The organism is Paenibacillus mangrovi (assembly GCF_022898935.1).
GTDB lineage: Bacteria > Bacillota > Bacilli > Paenibacillales > Paenibacillaceae > Paenibacillus_AQ > Paenibacillus_AQ mangrovi.
The window spans coordinates 280,176-303,299 of record NZ_JALIRP010000007.1; the positions used below are offsets into that span (position 1 = coordinate 280,176).

Annotated in this window: 18 protein-coding genes; all 18 read right to left on the bottom strand. The window is 48.0% G+C overall.

What is annotated here, in order from left to right:
• Positions 1–120 precede the first annotated feature (120 nt).
• The gene (locus MUG84_RS18345) at positions 121–2,409 is read right to left on the bottom strand and encodes a helix-turn-helix domain-containing protein (protein WP_244727404.1); all 2,289 of its coding nucleotides are present in this window, start codon (positions 2,407–2,409) and stop codon (positions 121–123) included.
• Between the two features lie 25 nt (positions 2,410–2,434).
• Positions 2,435–3,205 carry a DeoR/GlpR family DNA-binding transcription regulator gene (locus tag MUG84_RS18350; RefSeq protein WP_244727406.1) on the bottom strand — a complete coding sequence of 257 codons (771 nt, stop codon included), beginning with the start codon at positions 3,203–3,205 and terminating at the stop codon, positions 2,435–2,437.
• 100 nt (positions 3,206–3,305) lie between these two features.
• A complete protein-coding gene (locus MUG84_RS18355) occupies positions 3,306–3,860 on the bottom strand; it encodes a D-lyxose/D-mannose family sugar isomerase (protein ID WP_244727408.1) in 555 nt (184 codons plus the stop codon).
• Between the two features lie 94 nt (positions 3,861–3,954).
• Complete coding sequence (locus MUG84_RS18360; RefSeq protein ID WP_244727410.1) at positions 3,955–5,169, bottom strand: carbohydrate kinase family protein; 1,215 nt, start codon at positions 5,167–5,169, stop codon at positions 3,955–3,957.
• The gene (locus MUG84_RS18365) at positions 5,166–6,332 is read right to left on the bottom strand and encodes a Gfo/Idh/MocA family protein (protein WP_244727412.1); all 1,167 of its coding nucleotides are present in this window, start codon (positions 6,330–6,332) and stop codon (positions 5,166–5,168) included. Before MUG84_RS18365 ends, MUG84_RS18360 begins: the two co-directional genes overlap by 4 nt.
• On the bottom strand, positions 6,332–7,174 hold the full coding sequence (locus MUG84_RS18370; protein ID WP_244727415.1) for a class I fructose-bisphosphate aldolase: 843 nt from the start codon (positions 7,172–7,174) through the stop codon (positions 6,332–6,334). Before MUG84_RS18370 ends, MUG84_RS18365 begins: the two co-directional genes overlap by 1 nt.
• A 373-nt stretch (positions 7,175–7,547) precedes the next feature.
• Complete coding sequence (locus MUG84_RS18375; protein ID WP_244727417.1) at positions 7,548–10,088, bottom strand: hypothetical protein; 2,541 nt, start codon at positions 10,086–10,088, stop codon at positions 7,548–7,550.
• A gap of 19 nt (positions 10,089–10,107) precedes the next feature.
• Positions 10,108–11,244 carry an efflux RND transporter periplasmic adaptor subunit gene (locus MUG84_RS18380; RefSeq protein WP_244727418.1) on the bottom strand — a complete coding sequence of 379 codons (1,137 nt, stop codon included), beginning with the start codon at positions 11,242–11,244 and terminating at the stop codon, positions 10,108–10,110.
• Between the two features lie 17 nt (positions 11,245–11,261).
• Positions 11,262–12,173: a carbohydrate ABC transporter permease gene (locus tag MUG84_RS18385; RefSeq protein WP_425313235.1), complete on the bottom strand. Its 912-nt coding sequence runs from the start codon at positions 12,171–12,173 to the stop codon at positions 11,262–11,264.
• Between the two features lie 20 nt (positions 12,174–12,193).
• Entirely contained in the window at positions 12,194–13,078 is an 885-nt protein-coding gene (locus MUG84_RS18390; RefSeq protein ID WP_244727420.1) for a carbohydrate ABC transporter permease, read from the bottom strand.
• Positions 13,068–13,739 (bottom strand): hypothetical protein, encoded by a 672-nt coding sequence (locus MUG84_RS18395; RefSeq protein WP_244727422.1) that lies wholly within the window; start codon positions 13,737–13,739, stop codon positions 13,068–13,070. The genes MUG84_RS18390 and MUG84_RS18395 overlap by 11 nt, the downstream gene beginning before the upstream one ends.
• The gene (locus MUG84_RS18400; RefSeq protein ID WP_244727424.1) at positions 13,699–14,478 is read right to left on the bottom strand and encodes an ABC transporter substrate-binding protein; all 780 of its coding nucleotides are present in this window, start codon (positions 14,476–14,478) and stop codon (positions 13,699–13,701) included. Before MUG84_RS18400 ends, MUG84_RS18395 begins: the two co-directional genes overlap by 41 nt.
• 21 nt (positions 14,479–14,499) lie before the next feature.
• Entirely contained in the window at positions 14,500–15,891 is a 1,392-nt protein-coding gene (locus MUG84_RS18405; RefSeq protein ID WP_244727426.1) for an ABC transporter substrate-binding protein, read from the bottom strand.
• A 441-nt stretch (positions 15,892–16,332) separates the two neighbouring features.
• Complete coding sequence (locus MUG84_RS18410; RefSeq protein ID WP_244727428.1) at positions 16,333–17,706, bottom strand: ABC transporter substrate-binding protein; 1,374 nt, start codon at positions 17,704–17,706, stop codon at positions 16,333–16,335.
• A gap of 277 nt (positions 17,707–17,983) precedes the next feature.
• A complete protein-coding gene (locus MUG84_RS18415) occupies positions 17,984–19,138 on the bottom strand; it encodes a WD40 repeat domain-containing protein (protein ID WP_244727430.1) in 1,155 nt (384 codons plus the stop codon).
• Entirely contained in the window at positions 19,138–20,589 is a 1,452-nt protein-coding gene (locus MUG84_RS18420; protein WP_244727432.1) for a HAMP domain-containing sensor histidine kinase, read from the bottom strand. Before MUG84_RS18420 ends, MUG84_RS18415 begins: the two co-directional genes overlap by 1 nt.
• Positions 20,590–20,591: 2 nt before the next feature.
• Positions 20,592–21,290: a response regulator transcription factor gene (locus MUG84_RS18425; protein WP_244727434.1), complete on the bottom strand. Its 699-nt coding sequence runs from the start codon at positions 21,288–21,290 to the stop codon at positions 20,592–20,594.
• A 138-nt stretch (positions 21,291–21,428) separates the two neighbouring features.
• Positions 21,429–22,883: an N-acetylmuramoyl-L-alanine amidase gene (locus tag MUG84_RS18430; protein ID WP_244727436.1), complete on the bottom strand. Its 1,455-nt coding sequence runs from the start codon at positions 22,881–22,883 to the stop codon at positions 21,429–21,431.
• Between the last annotated feature and the right edge of the window lie 241 nt (positions 22,884–23,124).

Sequence of the window (23,124 nt, forward strand, 5' to 3'; positions counted from 1 at the left end):
CCCGCAATTCCGCTTTTTGCCCCTCGATTTCAGTGATCGCTGCCATTATGCGGGGATGGATGAGGGATGAGCCTTCATTAGAAAAGGCCTCCACCCGAACGGCTGGAGGCCTCCCATCTTTTATCCCATATCCCGGTATTGGCTCGGCGTCATTCCGGTCGCTTTTTTGAAGATCGTGAAGAAGTGGCTCTTCGTCTGGAAGCCGGCCCTCTCTCCGATATCCGTAACGGTCCAATGGGTCGAGACGAGCAATTCCTTCACCTTCGTGATGCGAGCCTGCAGAATATAATCAGACAGCGTCAGGTCCAGGACGTCTTTGAACAGTTGCCGCACATGCCTGGTCGATAAAGATAGGTGTTCGGCTATCTCCTCGATCGTGAGCATCGGGTCATGAAGGTGATTTTTGACGTAATCCACGATCTCGGTAACGATTTCATCTTTGCGGCTTGAACCTTTACGAAGACTTAATTCGTCGATAATACCGAGCAATTCCTTCTCCAACCAGCCCCTCACTCCAAAGAGCGTATCGAACGACTCCAGGATGTTCTCTATTCCTTCTATAGATTCAATGGAAGGAAGCTTGTTGAAGGACTTAAACAGCGTATATAACATCAATGAGAGCTGAAACCTGCTCTGTGAATAATGCATGGACTGCATATGAACGAAAATTTCATTCAAGCCTGCGATGACCTCTTCAGGCTTGCCCAATCGGACTTTCGTAATCAGTTCCTCCACCAGATTGTCATCAGCCAGTGGCTGAACACTTCGCATGTAATTTTCGAAATCGCCTTCCATATAAATTTTATCTTCACCTGAGACGAATTTAAGCATCGTCAATTCATGGATATGCTGGTATATAGCACGTATATCGTCGCTGATTCCCTTTCGCTCGCTGACCGATAACGTAATCCGGACTTGTGTCCAATGATATATCTGTTCTTTTACTTCCTCTAGGAGTGCCGTTATATGCTCACTAGAGAGCGGGTTGCCGGCTACCAGCAAAACGAGATGGTCGCTGCCCAGATCAATGGATTCTGCGTAGCCTCTTCTATTCATGATCTCTTCTGCAATGTTGCCCATTGCGTACTTGATTAATTTTCTGGAGGCGAAACTATACTTCTCTTTAAACGCGCTGTATCCGTTAATCCGAATAACGCTAACATACAGTCCTTCGTATTGAAACAGCTTGGTTTGTTCTCGAAGATACTGCTCAACCGGCGTTATCAGCTTGCCTTGAAGGACCCATTGCCTCAGGTATTCGGTCTTGATCACGTCGCGGTGCTCCCGCATAGACGAATTGAGCTGGACCATTCGATCCTCCAGCATCTCGATTCCGTAACGGATGACTTTATATTCTTCCGTCGGGCCATAATCGTTTTTTTTGTTGTTCAAGAGAAGACCGAACTTCATTTCCAATTGATTCGCCAGCTGCGAAAAGGGCATATAGGTTCGCCTTGAATTCCAGAATAAAATAGCGAGCAGCAAAGCGACCATGCAAGCAATAAACGCCATCATCTTCGCTTGGAACGATTGGAAGTCAGAGCGAATTCCTTCCATCTTGGCCATTTGATAGAGACTCCAGCCCTGCGGTTCAATGCGTGCATACTGAATCGACCATGAATCCCCTTCGTAAATCTGGGTTAGTTTCCCGGAGTCGTGGACCGATTTGGCAGCCAACTCGGCATATAGCTCCTTAGATTCGGAGGATCCGAGCATGACCTCACCTTTATCATCGAGAATAAAGGAATTGAACCCCGCATTCCCGTTATCCTTGAGCAAATACTGCTTCAATAAGGCATTATCCAGAAAAAGAACCAAATAACCGTATGAGGGCTGACCGGAAGGCACCGTTGGAATCATAAGCGCAAGCATCTGCAGTCCGTTTATCCGGTGAATGAAATACCGCTGGTAAGCGCTCCGTGGTTGCTTGGTCAAAGCCAAAATGTCCTGGTCCTTGAAAGGTTTGAACGAGGATATTCCATACTTGAGATCAATGACGTGTTCCGTCCTCATGTTGATCAAATAAGCATTCTCAAGGAATGGCTCGGTCGTCATATATCTCGTTCCGGCAGAAAGAGCCTCGACCTCCGCTTCCCCCGTCTCCATACCGGATGACATCCATGCTTGGATGTCTTTGTCGGCGTACATATTTAAACCGTATGCGATCATTTTGTTGAAGATAAATTCCGCATTGTCCCGTGAATGCGCAAGCTCCGCTTGATTCACTTTATCGATCTGTTTCATCGCGTATTTCGAGAACTGGCTTGTCAACAAGAAGATAAAGGGGACGGAAACAAGAGTAAACAGAAGGCATAACCCCAGAAAAATCCTGATATGCGTTTGCCTTGGAATAAAACGATTGTGTTCTACAAACGAACGCAGTTGTTGCAGTTTGGGGTACCGCAGCATGGCCGAACCTCCTGTGTACTGGGTGTCAATCCGCGATATCTACTTGAACGCCGTTATCGATGCACGCCTGCAAAAGGGCTTCATCTGGCGACTCGTCGGTAATCATTCGATGAATACCCGATAATGAAGCGAAGGAAACGAGCACTTTCGCGCCGAATTTGGTGTGATCCAGCACAATCACCGCATCGGACGACTGCCTGATGGCAATCTGTTTGATCTCCGTTTCATAGATATTGGAGTTGCTGAATCCATGTTCAATATCAACGCCCGTCGCCCCTAGGAAGACGCGATCAAATGCCATCCCCGCCAAGTTCTGGGCCGCCATGGGACCAACGAGGGAATGGGTGGATTCCAGAAGCATGCCGCCGGTCATCATCGTAGGAATTTGTTTGGCGGATAGTTCTGCCGCGACGTTTAATGCGTTGGTAACCACGGTAACATCCATCCCTTGAGGGAGGAACCGCGCTACCTGCAAAGTGGTCGTTCCTCCATCGAGAAACACGGACTCTCCGGGACGTATAAGAGCTGCAGCTCTGCGTCCGATCTTCATTTTCTCTTCCATGAATAAAACGGAGCGCTCTTTGAGCGCCACATCCTGACCTACGTATATGGCACCGCCGAATGTTCGTTTAATGGAACCCGCTTCTTCAAGCTTCTCCAGGTCACGCCGGATCGTCATTTCTGTCACTTGGAACGATTCTCTAAGGTCGGCGATCCGCATTTCTCCTGCCAGGGAGATGCGATCCAGCATCTGCTGCTGTCGTGCATTAAGTTGAATATGTGCTGTATTTCTCATTCCTGCCTCCTGGCTTTATTCATGTTTTAGATTCTACTATCGCCTTTTACAGGCTTCGATCGATTTCAAAAACGATATAGATTTGCGATGGTTCATGAGGCTAGTGTTCCTCATCCTCAACGATAACAGGCATTCGTGCTATCTTCGGATCCGTGAAAATATCGAATTCATCTCGGCTCGTGCTGGAGAACTCAGAGACGATCGCCCCTTCCGGGCCACCCTGGAACCAGTGCTTCGTCCCCGGAGGAATGGTATGCTGCTCTCCAGGATGCAGGACAATCTCGTGGAACACGGTGTAACAAGACTCGCTGCCAGCAGGGACAATAGCCTGGATCTCTGTCGTCTTCTCACCTTCAACATAGAGATACACACATCCCCAACGACAGCGGAACGTTTCCATTTTGCCGGGTTCCCCATGCACGGAAGGATGCAGATGTTCTGGACAGGTCTGCCTTGGGAAAAGCACGAGCTCCTTCGCACAGTAGCGATCCGTGTTGACGTACGTGATCAGTTCGAGTCCCTGCTCTTCCAGGTTGCCAAGCCCAAAGCCCGCCACTTCGATTTGACTTTGCTCCTCGGCCGACAGAACAATGCCGGCACGTGCGAACATCTCTGATGTCCGAGCCTGCGCCCGTCTTGCTTCACTTCTCATCATCCTCTTTTCTCCTCCCCTTCTATAGAGGGCCAGTGGAACAAAAGCCACGGTAGGAGTGGCTTGTTCTTCCAGCCAGTATTTTTCGCATGTCAATTCAACGTCTTAACTCCCATATGCCCGGTTTGCTCTCGTAAGTCCATCCCGGAAGCAATAGAGCTGCTTCGCTGCGATTCCAGCCTGCAGCCATTCGAGCCTGTACCTCGGCCCAGCTTCGAATCCCACTCACCGCATCGGCCCGCTCCACGTTGCAGGCGCCGACGCCTACCGCTCCGAGCAGCACTTCCTCGATTGTAGACCTTTTCCAAAGCCCTCCCAAAAAGCCCGCGATCGTGCAGTCGCCGGCTCCTGTCGTACCGACGACTTCAACTTGAAAACAAGGGGCCAGCAGTTCCCTATCCTGCCAGTCTGTTAGCCGCTCTTCATCCGGCGTGCACGCCCCCATGGCAGCAAGGCGCTCCCGACTGGAAGCCGTTCGCAGGTAGAAGCCGTACTCCCCGAGCTTTAAACCTATCATTGCCGCTCCCATGTTCAGCAATTGCTCGGAGAGCGAGCTGAGCAGAGGGCCGTCTGCATAGGCGATCATATCGGTTGTTCCGTGCTGCTCGGACAGCTCCCGGTAGACTTCTGGCCGGAGCATATAGACGATTTCCTCGAAGCTTGGCAGGAACACATCCACATAAGGAAGCACGCGGGCCAGAATAGCAGGCCAATCCACTTGCCCCGCTGGAGAGTCCGGATCCGGGCGTGCCAAATCCAGCGAAACGGTAAGCCCCTGCGCTTTGACTTTGTACAGCAAACGCTCCAGCTCCGTTCCGCCGTCCGCAAACATCCGTCGCATGAGTGGCGGATATCCAAAGTGAAACAGCTTCGCGCTCTGCAATGACTCTGCCGTGACATCCTCGGAAGCAAACGTATCGTTGGCTCCGGTGCAGTGCAGAAAAACCCGATCGACGCTCGGCGGACTGATTACGATCGAATAAGAGCTGCTCTCGCCGCGCGCCACGATCATGTCTCGAGCGAGCGCTTCCCCGTGACCCTTCAGAATTCCCATAATCAAGCCTCCGAATGGATCGTCCCCGATCTTACCCATCAGCTTAACTGGAAATCCGAGACGATGCAGGGCGAGTCCGGTGTTGGAGACTGCGCCGCCCGTAGACAGCACCGCCGGCCCGATCTCGACCAGCTTGCCGGGGACGAGCAGTTCTCCAAGCCCGCTGCCATGCTTATGGCCATGTATCGCCGGAATAACGTCCAGGCATATATGTCCGGCGATCACGATATCGGCTGCCGGCGATTGAAGCGCTCTCATTTCAAGCCCTCCCAGTCCACGGTGACCGTGCTTCCCGTGCGGTGCGAGTCTAATGCTGCGGTAAATATGCGATGGCTGCCTGCCGTTTCTTCGGGCAGTGCACAGTAGAACGGCTGCGTCATACGATCGCGGCCGTGAACGACCTCATCGCAAAAAGCGGCCCACATCTGCAGAATGGAGTCGGAGAAGCCAAATTCGAAGATCGCTCCCGTTATAGTGCCATACGCGCTTTTATAGGGCACATCAACAATATGCCAAGCTTGCTGGCCTCCTGGGACGTATGGAAGAGATGCAAGCTGCTTCGGGTTCTTCGTCGTAAATTCCGCCGAGAATTCCGTTCCTTGGATCCGGATAAACCAAGTGTTGGCGTGGCCAGGCGCAATCCTTTTCGTAGATAATACCATCGGGAATTGCTGGTCGGCTCTCTTCACCTCACAAGCAAGAATGGCGTTGTCCCACGTCTCGCACGGTGCTGCTCCTCCCCTGCCGTCGGGCCGCTCTTCGACAACCTTCGAAAGCAGCGCACGCACATTGGTCGGCTTCCAACCGAACCGCATCGGCAGGTGGAGAACATGAAGCCCGAGATCACCCATGCATCCGTATTCCCCATTGGTGGCACGCCGGCGTTTCCAATTGATCGGTTTCGTCGGATCCAGATCGCTGGAATGCCAGAAGCCGGCCTCCACCTCGATGATCCGTCCGAATCTGCCCTCGTTAACCCATTTGGCAATCTGCTGAGCACCGGGGAAAAAGGGGAATTCGGAGGAGCTGCGGACGATAACCTGCGGGTTCTCTCTTATCGCTGCCGCTATCGCTTCGTTCGCTTTGCGGTCGATGCCGAACGGTTTCTCTCCGAGTAGGTGCTTGCCAGCTTGGATGATATCGGTATAGATCTGCTCGTGAAGATTGTGGGGAACCGCACAGTAGACCGCCTCTACGGTGGGATCTGCCAGTAGATCCCTGTAATCGGTATAAGCATGGGTTACGCTTGGTACATTGTCCTTAAACCATTGCATCGCCGATTCATTGGCGTCGCACACCACTACGATACGAGGTTCGAAATCCACATTCGCCAGATGGCAAAAGCGGGCTGCCGCACTGGCAAACTCTTTGCCCATGAGGCCACAGCCGATAACACCGAAAGGAACGACTCTCTTGCCCATTAGGAATCAGCCCCCTTCAAAATCGCTAAACCCTGCTCCGCCGAAGCCCCTTCATGAACGATAGCCATGAGGGCTGATGTCATCGCTCCGGGATTGGGATGCTGAATGACATTTCGGCCGTATACGATACCGGAAGCGCCCTGTCTCATCAGCTCTTCCGTACGCTTCATAATCTCTTCATCGCTGGCCCGTCCTCCGCCGCGTACGAGAACAGGAACACCGGAGGCGACTTCAATGACGCGTGCGTATTCGCTCACATCGTCCGATGGATCCGCCTTAATGACGTCCGCGCCGAGTTCGACGCCTTGACGAACGAGAGACATGATTTTCTGAATATTGCCATCCGTCATGTACCCGCCCTTTACTTCGTTCGGAAGCATAACGAGCGGTTCAATCATTAGTGGCATTCCGTATTTCTCGCTCTCAGACTTCAGAAGCGTAATATTGCGCACGCATTGATGATGCAGCTCGGGCTGCCCAGGAAGAAGCAGCAAATTAATGCAAACGGCGACGGCATCCAATCGAACGGCTTGCTCAATAGCCCGGTCGATGAGCTCACTAAATAGATATTTGGGCAACTCAGTCCCATAGATGTTCGCTGCGTCCGTTCTCAGTACAAGCGCAGGCTTCTGCTTGCCCGGAATATCCTGAAGCAAGCGAGCCTGACCGGCGCTTAGCTGAATGCAATCAGGACCGGCTTTAATTACCGTTTCGATGGCGCTATTCATGTTCTCAATGCCGGATAGAAAGGAAAATTCATTGAAAAATCCATGATCGATGGCGACGTCGAAACATTTACCTTGTACGCTGAACATCCGATTCAATCGAGGTTTGGTAGACATGCTGGCGGCAGCTCCTTTTTTGTTAAAAACAGGAATATGTTCGTTTATAACATTATCATATATACAAATAAACAATTTTTCAATCCAAAAAATTGAAATTATCGAGTCAACATTTTTCATTATGAAAGCAAAGAGAAAACGGAAAGCCGCAGTGAGCAAGGTTATGCTCTAGCTAGGGTCGTGTGGCTTTCACTTACCCATAATTTGCAAAAGAAAGCAGCAGTTGACCAAAATAGAAGAATGGCGGTACAGGAATAACCCCCTGCACCGCCATTTTTTCATTTTTACATCATTTTTTTCTCTATGCGAGCTATGTTTCCACCGAGTCTTACCTCTTTTGGGACAGCCCCTAGTCAAATCATAATATGAATATCTATCGATCCGATTCTGTTGGATCCTCTATGAATAAAGGATATCTCTCACTACCCAGCTCAATGCGTTCACCAGCGATCTCGTCATACAGGGTTAATAGATAGGATTCTCCCGATTGTCTCTTTTGTTGACTAAAGCTAAAGCTAACCGAGTAAGAATGATGATTCCCCGGAGTTAAATCCGTGCCAATACTGAGCGTTTTTTCCTGTGATTGTCCATATGAATCCGTCATTTTCAGCACCAGTTTATGGTTCAAACCACCCGCTTCGGCTTCGGCATTGTCTTTCAGATTCAGATTATAGTTCATATTGATTTGAATGCTGTTACCACCCGTGATAAACAAACCTTTCGAATTCAGGACCGACAGGGTGTATGGAGCCAGCGGGATCTGCGACAAGTTTGTCTTTGGCTGAATATCGACCGGATGGAGCTTCATTGAAACTGGGTTCACATAACCGCTCGGTTCCTCTCCGGTTTCGCTGAGCTTATTTCCTGTGATTCCCTGACCAAGAACAAGCTTAAGCCCGGAGGTGTCCACAGATTTGGGAAGTTTGGCCCAGAATGTGATCCTCTGGTTGACGCCCGGCGATGCCGGCGTATCCGGCTGGTTGGCTGTCGCATCATATAGTTTCCCGTCCCCCGTTTTGTAATAGGCTTGCAGCCGGGGCATTCTGGTTTGCCGTTTCTCATCGCTGCTCAACAGCATTTCCGTAGCCACAATGTTGGCATTCATGCCGCTGTACACGCCCGTGTTGGTTTCAGTTACATTGGCATTTTTCCCTTGGCCGGAAATGACATAGCTTTCGCCTTGTTTGATCGGCTCGATCTCGGTTATCGCGCCCTGAGTACTCAAGGATAGGAACGCCTTTTTTTCATCCTTTTCAAGCGTATATAGATCAATCTTTAACTTACGGAATTCCTGAGTATAAGGAATATGAGCGAGCACGTTTATTCGGGTGCTTTCACCCGGTCTCAAGACGGCGGCCTCATGATCCACTAACACTTGTGTTGTTTCGGACAAATCTTGCAAATCTGCCTTTAGCGATCCTTTTAATTCCGGGAGGGACAGGTTGGTTGATTGCGTATTCGTAATCTTCAATTTGGCCGATACGATGTCTTCCTCTTTCCAAGGCAGGCGCTGCAGCGATTCCAGACTGTACGAAAACGATCCGAAAGAGTTGGTTGCAAGGTAAGGCATCCCCATTTGCGCGTCAGTGTACGGGATATACGGGATGACAAAATATGCAACGGGAAGTTTTATATTCACACCGGAATCCGTTATTCCTACAGATCCTTTAACGTCCGCGTCTTTATCTTTTTCCTTCTGTTCGGCAGCCTCGATCATTTCGAGCTTCAGCGTGTTCTGCTCGACTTCAAGCGGAATTTGTACGCTGAGAGGAATGACCTTCTCTTCCAGCGGTTTTAAGGTTATACCGCTTAATCCGTTCGATTCTACCGGAAAAGATTTGCCTTTGATTGATTTGACGGCAAGACTATATGCAGGGAATGTGACGGTCTTATTCCCGGTATTTTTCACCCGAAGCTGGAAGGACCACTTACCCTTGCCGTTCTCTCCCAAAACGCTGGCATTCTGGAGCGATGTCTCTATGCTGTTGTGGTTGATCATGATTTTTTGGACTTGACCATAGCCCACGACCTGATTCGGTACAACGGCTTTCGGAAGCTTGTATGCAGATGTGGCGTACTCCAGATTCAACGTTTCGTCTTTCTGCGTGAATTGGAGCTTCATATTCGCCGTATTTAAATTTGCGGGTAATTCGCATACATAATAAAGGGTCTTCTTCTCTCCTGGTTGTACTTGATATGCGGTCTGAGTGCTTAATGCCAGTTTGAATATGCTTCCTCCGCCGGATACCAGATACGCCATGTAACCCGGGTCTTCCAGAACCTTTTTGCCACGGTTGGTCAAGCTGAAACCAACTTTCGCATACACTTTCCCATTGAATGGATACAGTTCAAGTGATTCACTGCTGGCCGTAACCGGAATATTGTTTAGCGTTGTATTCAAGCTCTTGCCGTTTGCAGTTACGGTTGAATCGTTAGCTGGCAGTGTAAACGTACCCGCATGCTTCAAATAACCCTTGGCATTGGCGTCCCAAACGTACACGGGGATTTTCAAGCCCTTAAGCGAACTGACCTGTTTTAGATTGACATAATACGTCACACGAATGTTATCCTTGGGCTGCACGCTCTTCTTGAGGTCGTCCCCGGAAATGGGATGTCCCATGATAAGAGATCCTCCGGGAGTGGCTACCTTTGAAAAATAGTTCATCAGACTTGAACTGCTGCTTCCGGAGTTTGAGAAGTTCAGCGTGTATGTGAGAATATTGCCTGCGGCCTGCGGCCAAATGTTCACGTCCTCAAGGGAAACTTGAACTTTGGAGCTTAAGAGTATCGATCCTAGGCTATTTGTGACAGCATTGTCCGCTGCACCGGAAGTAGCATGAGTCATAGATAGCGGATATTGGCTGACGATACAAACGCTTAATAGAGCTACCCATACGTTTCTGATGTTTTTCATTTCCATTCAACTCCCCCAATTATTCATGGACACGTGTGCCGTCCGTGATCAGATCGTTGCTGTCCACGATGATCTCCTGATCTTCGAACAGCCCCACACTTACAGCCGTTGTCGTGTCGTTCGCATCGGTAATCTGCACATTCGTGCGAACAGCATAATATGCGTTTCCGAGCGGGCCTTGCGATTCGCGCAGAGCGAATACATAAGCACCTTCCTGATCCTTGTGAATGGCTTGATTCGGAACCAGGATCGCGTCGCCGCTGTTGGACTGCGCTATTTTGACATCTACCTGTTCCCCGCCATGAAGTGCACGGTCTTTAAGCGCGATCTCCACTTGATTCATTGAACCGGGCACTTTCTCATCCGAAGTGCTTAAAGGATTATCCGAAGAACCGGGTGACGCATCAATCTTGCTGATCGTGCCGGACAAAGGGATTGGATCCCCTTCTTTTCCTGGAAGGGATACATCCTTCAACGTATCCCCAACGCTCAACTTCGAAGCGATCGGCGACGGGATCAGCAGCGTAAACTTATATCCCTTGGCGGTATTGGAAATCGTGATATCCGGTTTACCGGTCGAACTATAACCTTCGATCGCGCCGACATCCATAACGATGCCCTGAAACGGCGCTTTGAGCTGCCTGTTGGCTGCAAGATTGCCATTCAGATTCTGAATATGCTGCTGCTGGATAGACACGTCCACTTTTGCCAATTCCAGCGCCGCGGTAGCGCTGATTTTTGCAGCCTCATCTTCTCCCTGCATCGCTAGGATCACATTGTAATTCAACTGCTCCATCGACAATTGGAGCTTCTTCAAGGCGGACTGCTCGTCAGCAATCTGCTGTTTGATATCGCTGCCGTCATATTCGATCAGCACTTGACCTTGCTGAACGACATCTCCTTTTTTAACGAGCACATTTGCGACTTTCCATCCGGCCGGATTGGTCAGTTCGCTCACCTCGCTTGGAGTGACGACCGCGCGGCTCTCGTAAGTATGAACGAGCGAACCCTTGCTGGTCTTCGCCGTCATTACCTTGGGTAATGTGAGGGTCTGCAGGTTATTCCCTGCAAACGTGAATAGGAGAAGAAGGGCTATAAACAGGCCTGCAATCAGCCGGACTTTGCGTTTTCTGGATTGGGAAATCTCGACTTCCAATGTCATTCACTCCTAAGCTAGCCTTTAATGCCCGATAATTGTATTCCCTCGATAAAGTAGGACTCCGCATACAGGAATAAAAAAACCATGGGAGCCATGTACAAGGCCGAAGCGGCAAAGCCGATGCCTCTTGCTTCTTTGTTGATCTGCGCAAGGTACAAGGACAGCGGCTGTTTATAGGAATCCTGCAAAAAAATGAGCGGCTGCTCGATCATGTTCCAATAATCGACGAATAACAGAACGATCAGCGCAGCCAGACCCGGTTTCGCCAGCGGAAGAATGATCCGCCAGAAGATTACCCATTGTCCCCCTCCGTCCATCATCACGGCTTCGGAATACGCACCGGGAATATGGGCCATAAATTGCCGCATCATAAAGACGCCAAATGCTCCAAAGATGCCCGGCAGAATGATCGCCGACGCATGATTCATCAGCCCAAGTTTGTCTATGACCATATAGTTTGGAACCAGCGTGACTTGGAACGGCATGAGCATCGTCATTAAATAAACCATGAACAGCTGATTTCTTCCTGGAAATCGGAGCTTGGCGAAGGCGTAAGCCGCTAAGGATGCGACGACGGCCTGCCCTGCCACGATAGGGATGACCATCATCGCTGAGTTCCAGAACATCTGCAGGAATTTGGTGGAAAACACCATCACCTCGGCATACTGCTCAAATGATATCCAATCCGGGATCAGCTTCAGATTGATGAACGAATCCTTGCCGCCTTTTGTAACGTCAATCATCTGTCCGATCAGGTCGTAGTTCCTCCCGATTTCCTGCTCGGTCATGACCGAGTTACTTATCGTCAGAAAGATAGGTGCAAGCATCACAATGGCTGCCATGCCTAGCAGCAGCGTCAGCACCAGCTTGGTAAAAGGTATCTTTCTCATGTAGTTCATGTAGTTCATGTAGTTCATGTAGTTCATAGTTGTTCCTCCCTCCCTGGTTACTCCAAATGTTCCCGGAATCTGCGCTCGATGCTTAGCAGCCCGGTGACCAGAATGACGATGCAGCCAACCATCAGTGTGGCGGCAGTCGTGAGCTTCTGAATATCCAGGGAAAAGAACATGTTGTTCATGTAATGCTGCATCATGTAGATACGGTCGTAGGGATATTCGCCTGCCAACAGGTAAGTCTCCCGAAACACTTTGAAAGAGTTGATGATCGAAATGAGAATGACAAAGAACATCGTCGGCGTCAAATAAATCAATGTAATGTGTAATAACTGACGCATTTTCCCCGCCCCTTCGATCTGTGCCGTTTCATAGTAATCTTTCGGAATGGACTGAAGTCCGGCTAAAAATAAAATGATGTTGTAGCCGAGATTTTTCCAAATGTACATGATTATCATGATGCCCATGGACCAATCCGATTGCATCCAGTCGATCCGCTCCTTGTGAAAATGATGCAGCCACGCATTGAGCGTCCCGTTCCAGTCAAAGAGAATTTGCCAAAACATCACGATGGACGCTACCGGCACGACGAGCGGCAGGATGAACGACGTTCGTAGCCAATTACGCATATAGAGGGATCGATTCAGCAGCATCGCCATGAGCAGGGATAGCACAATAAGCAGCGGAACGCTCATACCGGTAAACAACAACGTATTGACCGATGCCTTATGGAACGAGCCGCTCCTAAGAACCTCCCTGTAGTTATCGAAGCCGACGAACTTCCCGCCAAGCGAGCCATCCGTGAACGATTCATAGATACCCATGATGAACGGGATGATATAAAATATCGCAAAGCCGATCAAGCTTGGAGCCAGGAACCATAGAGCTTTGATCCCGTCTTTGCGTAACCATCCTCTTATCCGTCTTCTATTGTTCATTTAGATACGTCGTTACTTTATTCTGGATGAGCCTTGCGACGTCATCTGCGGATTTCTGTCCGGCAAAGAAAGCCTTGGACTCTTTAACGATCATCTCCTGCACCTTGGCGGATTTGTACTCGACTTGATGTATCGCTCCCTCCACCAAGCTCTCGAGCTGATCCAGCTTGGCCTGATCGACTTTGATCGCCATTCCGTGCAACGGCCCTTCCTCATAGGCTTTCACCGTACCTTCATCCTTTAATTGCTGAATTTTCTTGGCGAATGCCTTTTTATTGATTGGAAATCCGGCCTTGGTGGGAGGCGTCTCTATTTCCCCGGACATCATGAATTTTATGAAATCCCACGCTTCCGCCTTCACCTTGGAGTTTGAGTTCATGGAGATGCTTTTGTAAGGTCTGAAATAGCCGCCGGCTGTCGTATCCTGAGCATGGGGCTTCATGTAAAACTTCATGTTCTCGCCATATTCCTTTGAAGATACGAGATAGTCCCACGGAGAGTTGATATGGATTGTTCTGAAATAAGCCTTGTTCCTAAAATCCATGGTGACGATATGATCGTCATACATGGACTTTACCTGGTTCATCAGACCGGTGAAGGAGGCAGAATCGAAATTGGCTTTATGGCCCGCTGTATCCACAAATAAGGAATAGTTGTCCATTGCGATTTCTGCCAATAGATTTTCGGGTTCGCCAAACATCAGCGCTGAAGGGTACCCCCCCCTTGGAAGCCGCCAGTTGATTTGCGGTATTTATAAAATCGTTCCAGGACCAGGTTTTGTCGTTAACCTGAATCCCGGTTTTATCGATTGCATCCACATCTCCGACAAATCCCTCCAAAAAGAAAGCGAGCGGCAAGCTGTAAAGTCCCTTACCGATTCGAGAGTTATCCAGGATATTACCGAAATAATCTTCCTTTTGGAAAATCGAATCCTTGTCCATCCATTCACCGAGATCAACTAGCAAATGATGCTTTACGTAGTTGTCAGTAGGCAGAATATTCATATATTCTGCCGATTGGAGCAGATCGGGGCCTTTGCCTGCCAGCATGGCCGTATTCATATTCTTAACGTACTTTTCCTGATCCGCCTCGGCATGCGCATCGTCGGTGTAGGCCGTCTCCAGTTTGATTTCAATGTTTGGATGAAGCTTTTCGTACTTCATCTTAGCTTCCTGAAACAGTTGATCTGGGGAAAACATGGAGAAGACGATCGTCTTCTTGCCACCGGAGGTCGGTTCATTATTCTGGGGCGTGTCCTTCACGCCGTTTGTTTCTGTGGACGCCTCATTGCTGCCTTTCCCCACGGATGATGCTTCCCCTTTTGGGCTGCCACTGCCGCAAGCGGTTAAAGAGAAGGCTATAAAACAGCTAACCAATAATCCTAACCCGATATTCTTCATATGACGATTCTCCTCATCGTTTCATTCGTTGAGATATAGATTGATCTTGTTCCGAACTTGTTTCGCGAAATTGTCCGCTGATTTCTGTCCACTGAAGAAAGACTTTGATTCATTGGAAATGATCTCATCAATCTTGGACTGTTTCTCGGTGGAATGAACGGCTCCCGTAATATAGTCGTCCAGTTGATCCAGCGATGCATTGTCAACCTTGACCGCGGGAAGATCAGCCTCGCGAATCGTTCCTTCGTCTTTAAGCTGCTTCAGCTGTTTTTCGTAGGCAATTCTATTAATTGGAAAACCAGGGCTTTGATCATACACATCGGTATAAGACTGCGCCTCATCCTCTATGAGAAATTTGATAAAATCCCAGTCTTCTTGCTTATGAGGCGAGCTTGTGTTAATCCCGATCATTCCGAAGTTTTTAAAATAACCTCCAGCCCCCACATCTTGCGGATGCGGTTTGGTATACAGCTTGGTATGCTCGGCGAAATTGTTCAACAGATACCCTCGGAGAGAACTGATGGTTTCTTCGGTGAAATAAGCTTTCACATACCTGGCAGCTTCGCTGCCTCTGCCACCGCCATCCGTAACCATGTCGTAAATCAGACCATCATCGAACATCGTTTTGATCTGCTGCATTAACCCGGCAAAGCGCACCGAATCGAAATTGGCTTTCCCGATTCCTTCTGTGACGAGCTGGCGGTAGTTGTCAGCGACCATCTCGCTCAGCATATAATGCGGTTCGCTAATGAGCACATTCTTGTACTCGCCTTTCTCTGTCAATTGCTTGGCAATATCCGTAAAATCGCTCCATGTCCAACTGCTGTCATCGATCTTGACTCCGCTCTTTCCAAGGGCATCCTCATCGCCGATCAAACCGACAAGGGAGAAATAAAGCGGCATCCCGTAAAGTCCCCTATCAATCTTCGAGTTGTCCAAGATGTTGGTGAAATAATCTTTCGTCTGAAGCGATGAATCCTTCGCCATCATGTCGCTTAGATTGACAAGCAGATGACGGCTTACATATTTATCTGCCGGGAGCATATCAAGCTCAATCAGGTCGGGAACTTTGCCGGCCAAGATGGATGTGTTCGAGGAGGTAACGAATTTTTCAATATTTGCGGTTACCTCGTCGAGATCCTTACCTTCAGAGGGTGTAGCCTGCAGCTCAATTTCGATATTGGGATGCCGTTTCTCATACTTCTTCACAGCCGTCTGCATGTGATTGCTCAGATAAAAAGTCGAGAACACGAGCTTCACATGTCCTTTTGAATCCACACTTTCTTTCGTATTTCCGTCTTGCGCCGCTGTCGCTCCTTTCATTGCCATTTCGCCTTTGTTTCCCTGAGCTCCACTGCAGGCGGAGAGACAGAGAATTAGACAAATCCATATCCAGCCTATTTTCTTCATCATGATCCACCTTTCTTAACCGATATCTTCCATATTTTCAAGACGGTACTTTCCTAAAGAATTGAAACTATCATCCCTGACTTTTCCAAATATAAAGTAAAGATGTCTCCAAAATTTCAACTACATGTGAACAAATTGTCTCCAAAATAACCCCACAAAGTGGAGACTATGCTTAGGTGCTTATTCCAAATACTTTGCGGGGACCTCCAAAAACATATAAATATAAATATCTAAAAAAAAGACGGCAGACCGAACGATATTTCGTTCAGTCTGCCGCAAATGTGGGGTTAGGTTATCATTTCAAACTTAATGATAAACGGCTGATTATATGATACCGGGCCGGGCTCTCTACTCGCTTGCACTCTTGGCGTGGAATATATTTTCTGCCCATTGATCAATAGACTGTCATTGTCCAGGCTCCAAAACATCAGCCATTGAAAATGTTTATTCATTTAAATAAGTCACTACACGGTTCTGGATAAGCTTAACGATGGCTTCAGTAGTTTTGTGGCCACTGAAGAATGCTTTAGTTTCCTCGGTAATAATCTTTTGGACCGTCGATTCATACCCCATATTCCTGACGCTAGGTGCTGACAGCAACTCTCGGATAGATTCGAGATCTTCAGCTTTAATTTTAATGCTCCCGCTCTTTGGATCCTGCAAGACCTCTTTCGATTCTAGGTTTTCGATGTCTTTATCATTAATCGCTTTATTCATCGAGAAGCCCGTTTGACGAGGGTAGGATTGCATTTCCTCGGACAATAAAAATTTCATAAACTCCCACGCATCTCTTTGCACCTTAGAATTCGCGTTCATTGCGATTTGATTGGTTGGGACGAACGAAACACCGGATTTCTGATCGGAGGAATGCGGCTTTTGATAAACTTTACCGTTTGGATAATACAAACCAAGCCTCACAAGGTAATCGCTTGGCGATGTAATTAACGAATACGTAAAACTACTGTTTTTATTGTCTACATAATCCGATTTCAGTACGTTATCATCATACAAGGCTTTGACTTGTTTGAGCATATCCATGAATATCTGGGAGTCAAAAGATGCCTTTCCGCCCGCGCCATCGATCAGTCGGGAATAATTATCCGAAACAAGATTGTTGATCATCGTCTCAGGAGCGATGTTCCCCATCGCGTAGCGCCTGCTGCCCTTCCCTTTCATTTGCTTGCTGATATCGGCAAAGTCGCTCCATGTCCAAGACCTATCATCGATTGCGATACCAGCATTATTGAAGGCTTCCGCATCTCCGTAAAGCGCTTCCAGGTAAAATTCAATCGGTAGAATGTAAGAACCGCCATTCATTTTGGAGCCTTCGAGGATATTCATTTGATACTGTTTAGGATCGAACGAGGAATCTTTTTGAATCCATTCGTCCATGTTAACGAAGGCTTTCTTGTTAATGTATTGGTCGATAGGCAATTCGACTGTCGTAAACGCGAACAGATCCGCTCCCTTTCCTGATAATACTTCTGTCGTCGTTTGTTTGACGAATTTTTCCACCTCGGCTTTACTCATGACGCCATCGCTGCTGCTTTCAAACTCTTTGAGTTGAATCGTCGTATTCGGATGGAGTTTTTCGTATTTTTCTTTGGCGAGTTTATAAAAATCGTTCGCGGCAAGAACGGAAATAACGATTGTCTTCGGTTTATTATCCAGCGGCTCGAGCCCAGATTTGCCTGTGTTTTCGTTAGAGGTTGGTTTAGATGCCGCAGTAGTCTGAGATTGCCCTCGTTCGGGTTCGGAGCATGCGGCTAAACCTACAGCCATGATGCAAAGTATAATAATAACAATAAGCTTTTTCATATTCATTCCCACTTTCAAAAATTGTATGTTACATCCTTATAAAAAGAATCGAATCTATCAACGCTGACTTTCCCAAATATAATGTAAAGATATCTCCAAAACTTCATCTACTTGTAAACAAAATGTCTCCAAAATAACCCCGCAAAAACATATAAATTCTAATATCTAAAAAAAGACGGCAGACCGAACGATATTTCGTTCAGTCTGCCGCAAAGAAAGCATAAACTTCCGAGGCTTCATATCCTTTTCTCGCAAGAAAAGTATTTTTACCGATTTGTCATTGAAACTTAATGATAAACGGCTGATTATACGATACGGGACCGGGCTCTTTACTCGCTTGCACTCTTGGCGCAGAATATATTTTCTGCCCATTGATCAATAGACTGTCATTGTCCAGGCTCCAAAACATTTCAGAAGGCAAAAAGCCTTGATAGACCGATGTTTTGTATAGGACGTTGTTCCCTTGAAGCTTGCCCGCATATATCGAGATTGAATCGTTGTCTTGCTGGGAGTATGCAATATACTTCCGGTCTTGCGACAATTGAAAGCTAAGAACCTTCTCCAGCAGGACAGAAAGAGCCTTGTTTCGTCGATCGTACTCATACAACGTGCCTTCCGTTCCAAGGAAAACAAACTGATCTTTGTTAAGCCATGCCATCTGATCGCCGCCCGTCTGATGCTCGTATTCAATATTTACGCTGCTTCCATCTACTGTCCCCATGCAGATACTATTGGTCCGTTTATTCCTCACCACAATCAGTACGCTTTGTCCATCGTCAGACATTTTCGCCTCGGAGATGCTGCTAGAGTTTTGCAGGCACTTCAGGGGATACAGATTAACTTGTCCAGCGGTAGTGTCATACACTGCCATTTTGACTTCAGATCCTGCGTTGACGTCTGTAATGAGATAAGAGATGTATCTGCTGTTATCCGACCAAGTGAGCTTTGTCTTGAGCAGCCCTTCACTGGGTTTGAAGATGCCTATGGTGGTTTCCCGCCCATCGGAAAGTGAAATCAACTTCATGCCATCTTGTGTCTTGTTAAACCCAACGATATATTTACCGTTTGGCGACATCTCGATGTTCCGAGGATCAACATTCATGCTTTGCATTTTCTCTAGTTGTTCATAAGGTGGCTTGAGCCGCTGCAAACTTTGCGTCAAATGCCTGGTTGCCCCGGGGTCGTCCTGAAAAAGACCGACAACGGATTCGGGATCCGTCCAACCGAGCAATTGACTGTCATTGGTTTCTGATATTGGGAGACGATAGATTGTTTTCACTTGGAATGGCTTGCTGCCAGAATCGACAATATGCTCATCTTCCGTGCTTGGAATCACTATGGTTTCCGACTGCAGTCCCCTTGCACATCCGGACAAGAGGATAATCAGAACCGTAAACAACACAGGCAATGCCACAAACCGTTTGTTTACCATTATGCCCCCTCCTCCCCGATGTAAGGTAAATCCACGTAAACAATGGTCTTCCCGTTCTGGCTGAACAGTCGGATGGTCCCTCCATGGTCGTCGACGATCGATTTGGCGATGCTGAGGCCCAAACCGACACTGCCTTCTTCCTTGAACTTATGGCCCGCCGAATAGAACGGCTGAAATAGGCTCTCAAGCTGGTCTGGCGGGATCGGTTCGGCCGGATTGTCGAACATAAAGCGAACAAGTCCGTAGTCCAGCTCGGCCCTGGCTGAGATCTCCGATTGGGGAGAACTGTATTTGATCGCATTATCGAGCAGATTGATAAAGATCTGGCGCAGCCTGTCCGCTTGGCCATATACGAACATTTTCTCTTGCGTCTCGCAAACGATGCTTTTTTTGTAGCGCTTGGCCCGAAACGACATGGAGTCGCAGACGTCCCGCAGAATGATGCCGGTGTCTACGATTTCAAAATCATCGCCGGTGTCTCGATGCGAAACCTCCAGCAGCTTCACCACCATACCGTGCAGACGTCTGCTCTCTTCCACGATGTGATTCATTCCTTTATCGAAAAAATGCCGGTCGGCTTCCCCCTTCTCCCCGATCATTTCGGCATAACCAAGGATGGATGTCAGCGGCGTCTTCAGCTCATGGGTGACATTGTCGAAAAAACGTTTTTCCTGTTGATTGAGCTCCCGCAGGCGATCCCGATCCCTTTCGATGGTCGAAATCTGACTGCTGATCGTATCGATCATATCATTGAAATTAACGGCCAACCGCCCGATTTCATCCTTACGCCGAAACCGGATACGCACGTTCAGATTGCCGTTTTTTACCTCTGTTGAGGCCCGCGTCAATTTGACGAGCGGAATCGTGATATGCCGAGACAGGATGTATGAGAACAGGAACGCTGCCGCAAATATCGCAAGAGCGATGTAAAAAATGATGTCCGTAATCCTTCCGCTTTGTTCATACAGCAAGGTGAAATCCTTGGCAAAACGCAAGATGCCGACCTTCGTTCCGTCGATGATAACCGGGTATGAGAAAAGGATCTTCCCTTCGTTCCGTCCATAAGTGACATGATAAGCCGTCTTTCCCTTAATCGCTTGTTTGAGATCGTCATCGCTTCGCCCGGTGAATTCCGACTTGTCGGATGAAAACAGCAAAACGCCATCCACCGTATAGGCGCTGACGCTGCTTCCGGTGGCATGATTTAGATCATTCACCATTTCCTCGGCCATTTGGCCGAAATAGAGCTTGTTATTCGTAAAATGGTTGATCAGAAAAGCTTGGCGCACGTACACATTACTATTGTTTTTGAGACCAACTAAATCCGACGTAACAATCTTCTGATTGCTTGTCCGAATGATTTCCTTGACGGTCTGATTGAGCACAAGGAAAGATAGAGCGAATATCAGAAAGAAACCGACAATGAATTTGGCTCTGATCGTCCGGAACATCACTATTCCGCCTGCTTCTCGAATTTATAACCGATCCCGAACACGGTCGTAATGAGGTCCCCAGCATCCAGCTTTTTACGGAGCCTTTGAATATGCGTGTCCACCGTCCGGGTATCGCCGGCAAAATCATATCCCCAAACGAAGTCGAGCAGCTCTGTACGCGTGAAAATTTTACCTTTGTGGCCTATTAATTTCATGAGCAGGTCAAATTCCTTGGGTGTTAGGTCGACAAGCTGTCCGTTTTTTTTGACTAGCCTTTCCTCCGCTACAATCTCAATGTCTTTAAACCGGACCACCACAACTTCTTCCGCTGCCCGTTCTGCTACATTGGCTTGATCCACCCGACGGAGTATCGTGCGGATCCGGGCGACGACTTCGCGCAGATCAAAGGGCTTCGTAATATAGTCATCCGCACCGAATTCAAGCCCAAGCACTTTATCGGTAATGTCCGACTTAGCCGTGATCATCAAGATGGGGATGTTATAGTTCGCTGTCACCTTTTTGCAGATATCCAGTCCGCTTTGGTCCGGCAACATCCAGTCAAGCAGGAGAAGATCGGGCTTGAAGGATTCCAGCTCGCTCAACCCCGCGGCACCGCTTGCTGCAGTTCCCGTATGAAAACCATCCATCGTAAGTCCATATGAGAGCAAATCGGCAATCGGCTCTTCATCTTCAATGATGAGAATTTTGGTTTTATTCATGAAGATCTCCATTCCTTATTCTTTATCAAGCAATCAAATCGCTGCACTTATCAACGTACCAAGCACTTTACCTTTACGATATCGATTTTAGCACATATCTGTTATCATAAGCGGGAATCACCGTCTGAAAATCATTATCTACGGCGAGTCCGACAGATGCAGCAGCTGAGGCACCGTTACGAAGGAGTATCCTTCAGCAGTCAATTCGGGAATCATCTGCTGCAACGCCTCGATGGTATTGGCCAAATGGTTTTTCCCGTTGGCTGTATGCTGTAACACGATGCCTCCGGGCTTTAACTCATTGCGAACCAGCCTCATGATCTCTTTTGAAGATACGCCTGACCAGTCCATCGTGTCTACCGTCCAGTTAACGACCGCCAAATTCTTTTGGTGAATGGCATCCATTTTATCGGTTCCGAGTGCACCGTATGGCGGCCGAAACAGGATGGGGCGAGACCCTACCGCTTCTTCGAGTACATCCTGGGTATCATCCACTTCTTTCATCGCCTCAGCCATCGATATTTGTTCGAAATTCGGATGTGACCAAGAGTGGTTACCGATCGCATGTCCTTCCTGGACGATCCGGCGCACTATATCTGGATGGGCTTTAGCTCGGTTGCCCAGTATAAAAAACGTGGCTTTGATGTTGTTTTCCTTCAAAATATCTAGGATCTTGGGTGTAATGTTGCTGTCGGGTCCATCATCGAACGTTAACGCAACTTGTTTTCCATCCTTTGCCGATCCGTTGAAATACACTTTGTTTTGGAATGATTGCTCTTTCTGCGAATGACCCTGATGCTGATCCTCAATAATGGAAACAGGTGGCGGTACTTCTGTTAATTCATTGTCGATGGACTGCTTATGGGGAATATTTTGGCTAAAATATTGTTTCAATCCCTCAACAATGGCATGTGCAGCCAAGTCTTGACCTTTACTGCTGAGCAGAAAGGATTCCTCTTCCGGGTTGGTAAGATATCCGGTTTCAACAAGGACGGCTGGCATCTGCGATAAGGAGAGCACCTTGAGATGTTCTTCCTTAACTCCGCGATCGGGAAATCCCAACGCCTTTACGACCTGCTCTTGGATGGATTGAGCCAAAGGAATACTGTCGTCATGCCGGTACAGTGTCTCTGTTCCGGTAATCGTTTGGTCCTTGTAGGTGTTTCCGTGGATCGAAACCAAAGCATCCGCGTTCCAATCGTTTGCAATTGCCGCGCGGTCCTCCAATGCAACAAATTCATCATCCGTCCGCGTTAGACGGGGTTCAAACATCGGTTCCTGCTCCAAAAGCTGATATACACGCTGTGCCAAAGAAAGGTTAAAGCCCTTTTCGAATTGACCACTTGCCCCCGTTGCACCAGGGTCTTTGCCGCCATGTCCGGCATCGATTACGATTCGGTACTTTGCATTGCCCAGAGATATATTCGGTACGGACACCGAAGCCGTCGAATCTCCACGTGTCAGAGCGGGCATTAATTTCTCCACCATAGATCCGGTATGCCAGACTGTTTTGATTCCTAGTACTATAACGAAGAAAAATAGCAGAAAAAATATTGCTTTAATAGGCCGTTTACGCTTGCTGCGGTTAATCATAGTTCCTCCTCGTGAATGATAGTTTCGTATATTGATGTGTGGGAACTATGGCTTTATGCAGTTCCTTGATGAAAAATATAATCTATGAATGTGGCAGCCGTTTCATCGAGATGTCAACAAGATGTGTCCATGTCTCGTATTTTCAATTGAAAAAAGCCACCGATGAATACGATAAGAGAAATGACGATTGAGGATTACGATAAGAGAAATGACGATTGAGGATTACGATCAGATGTATGCT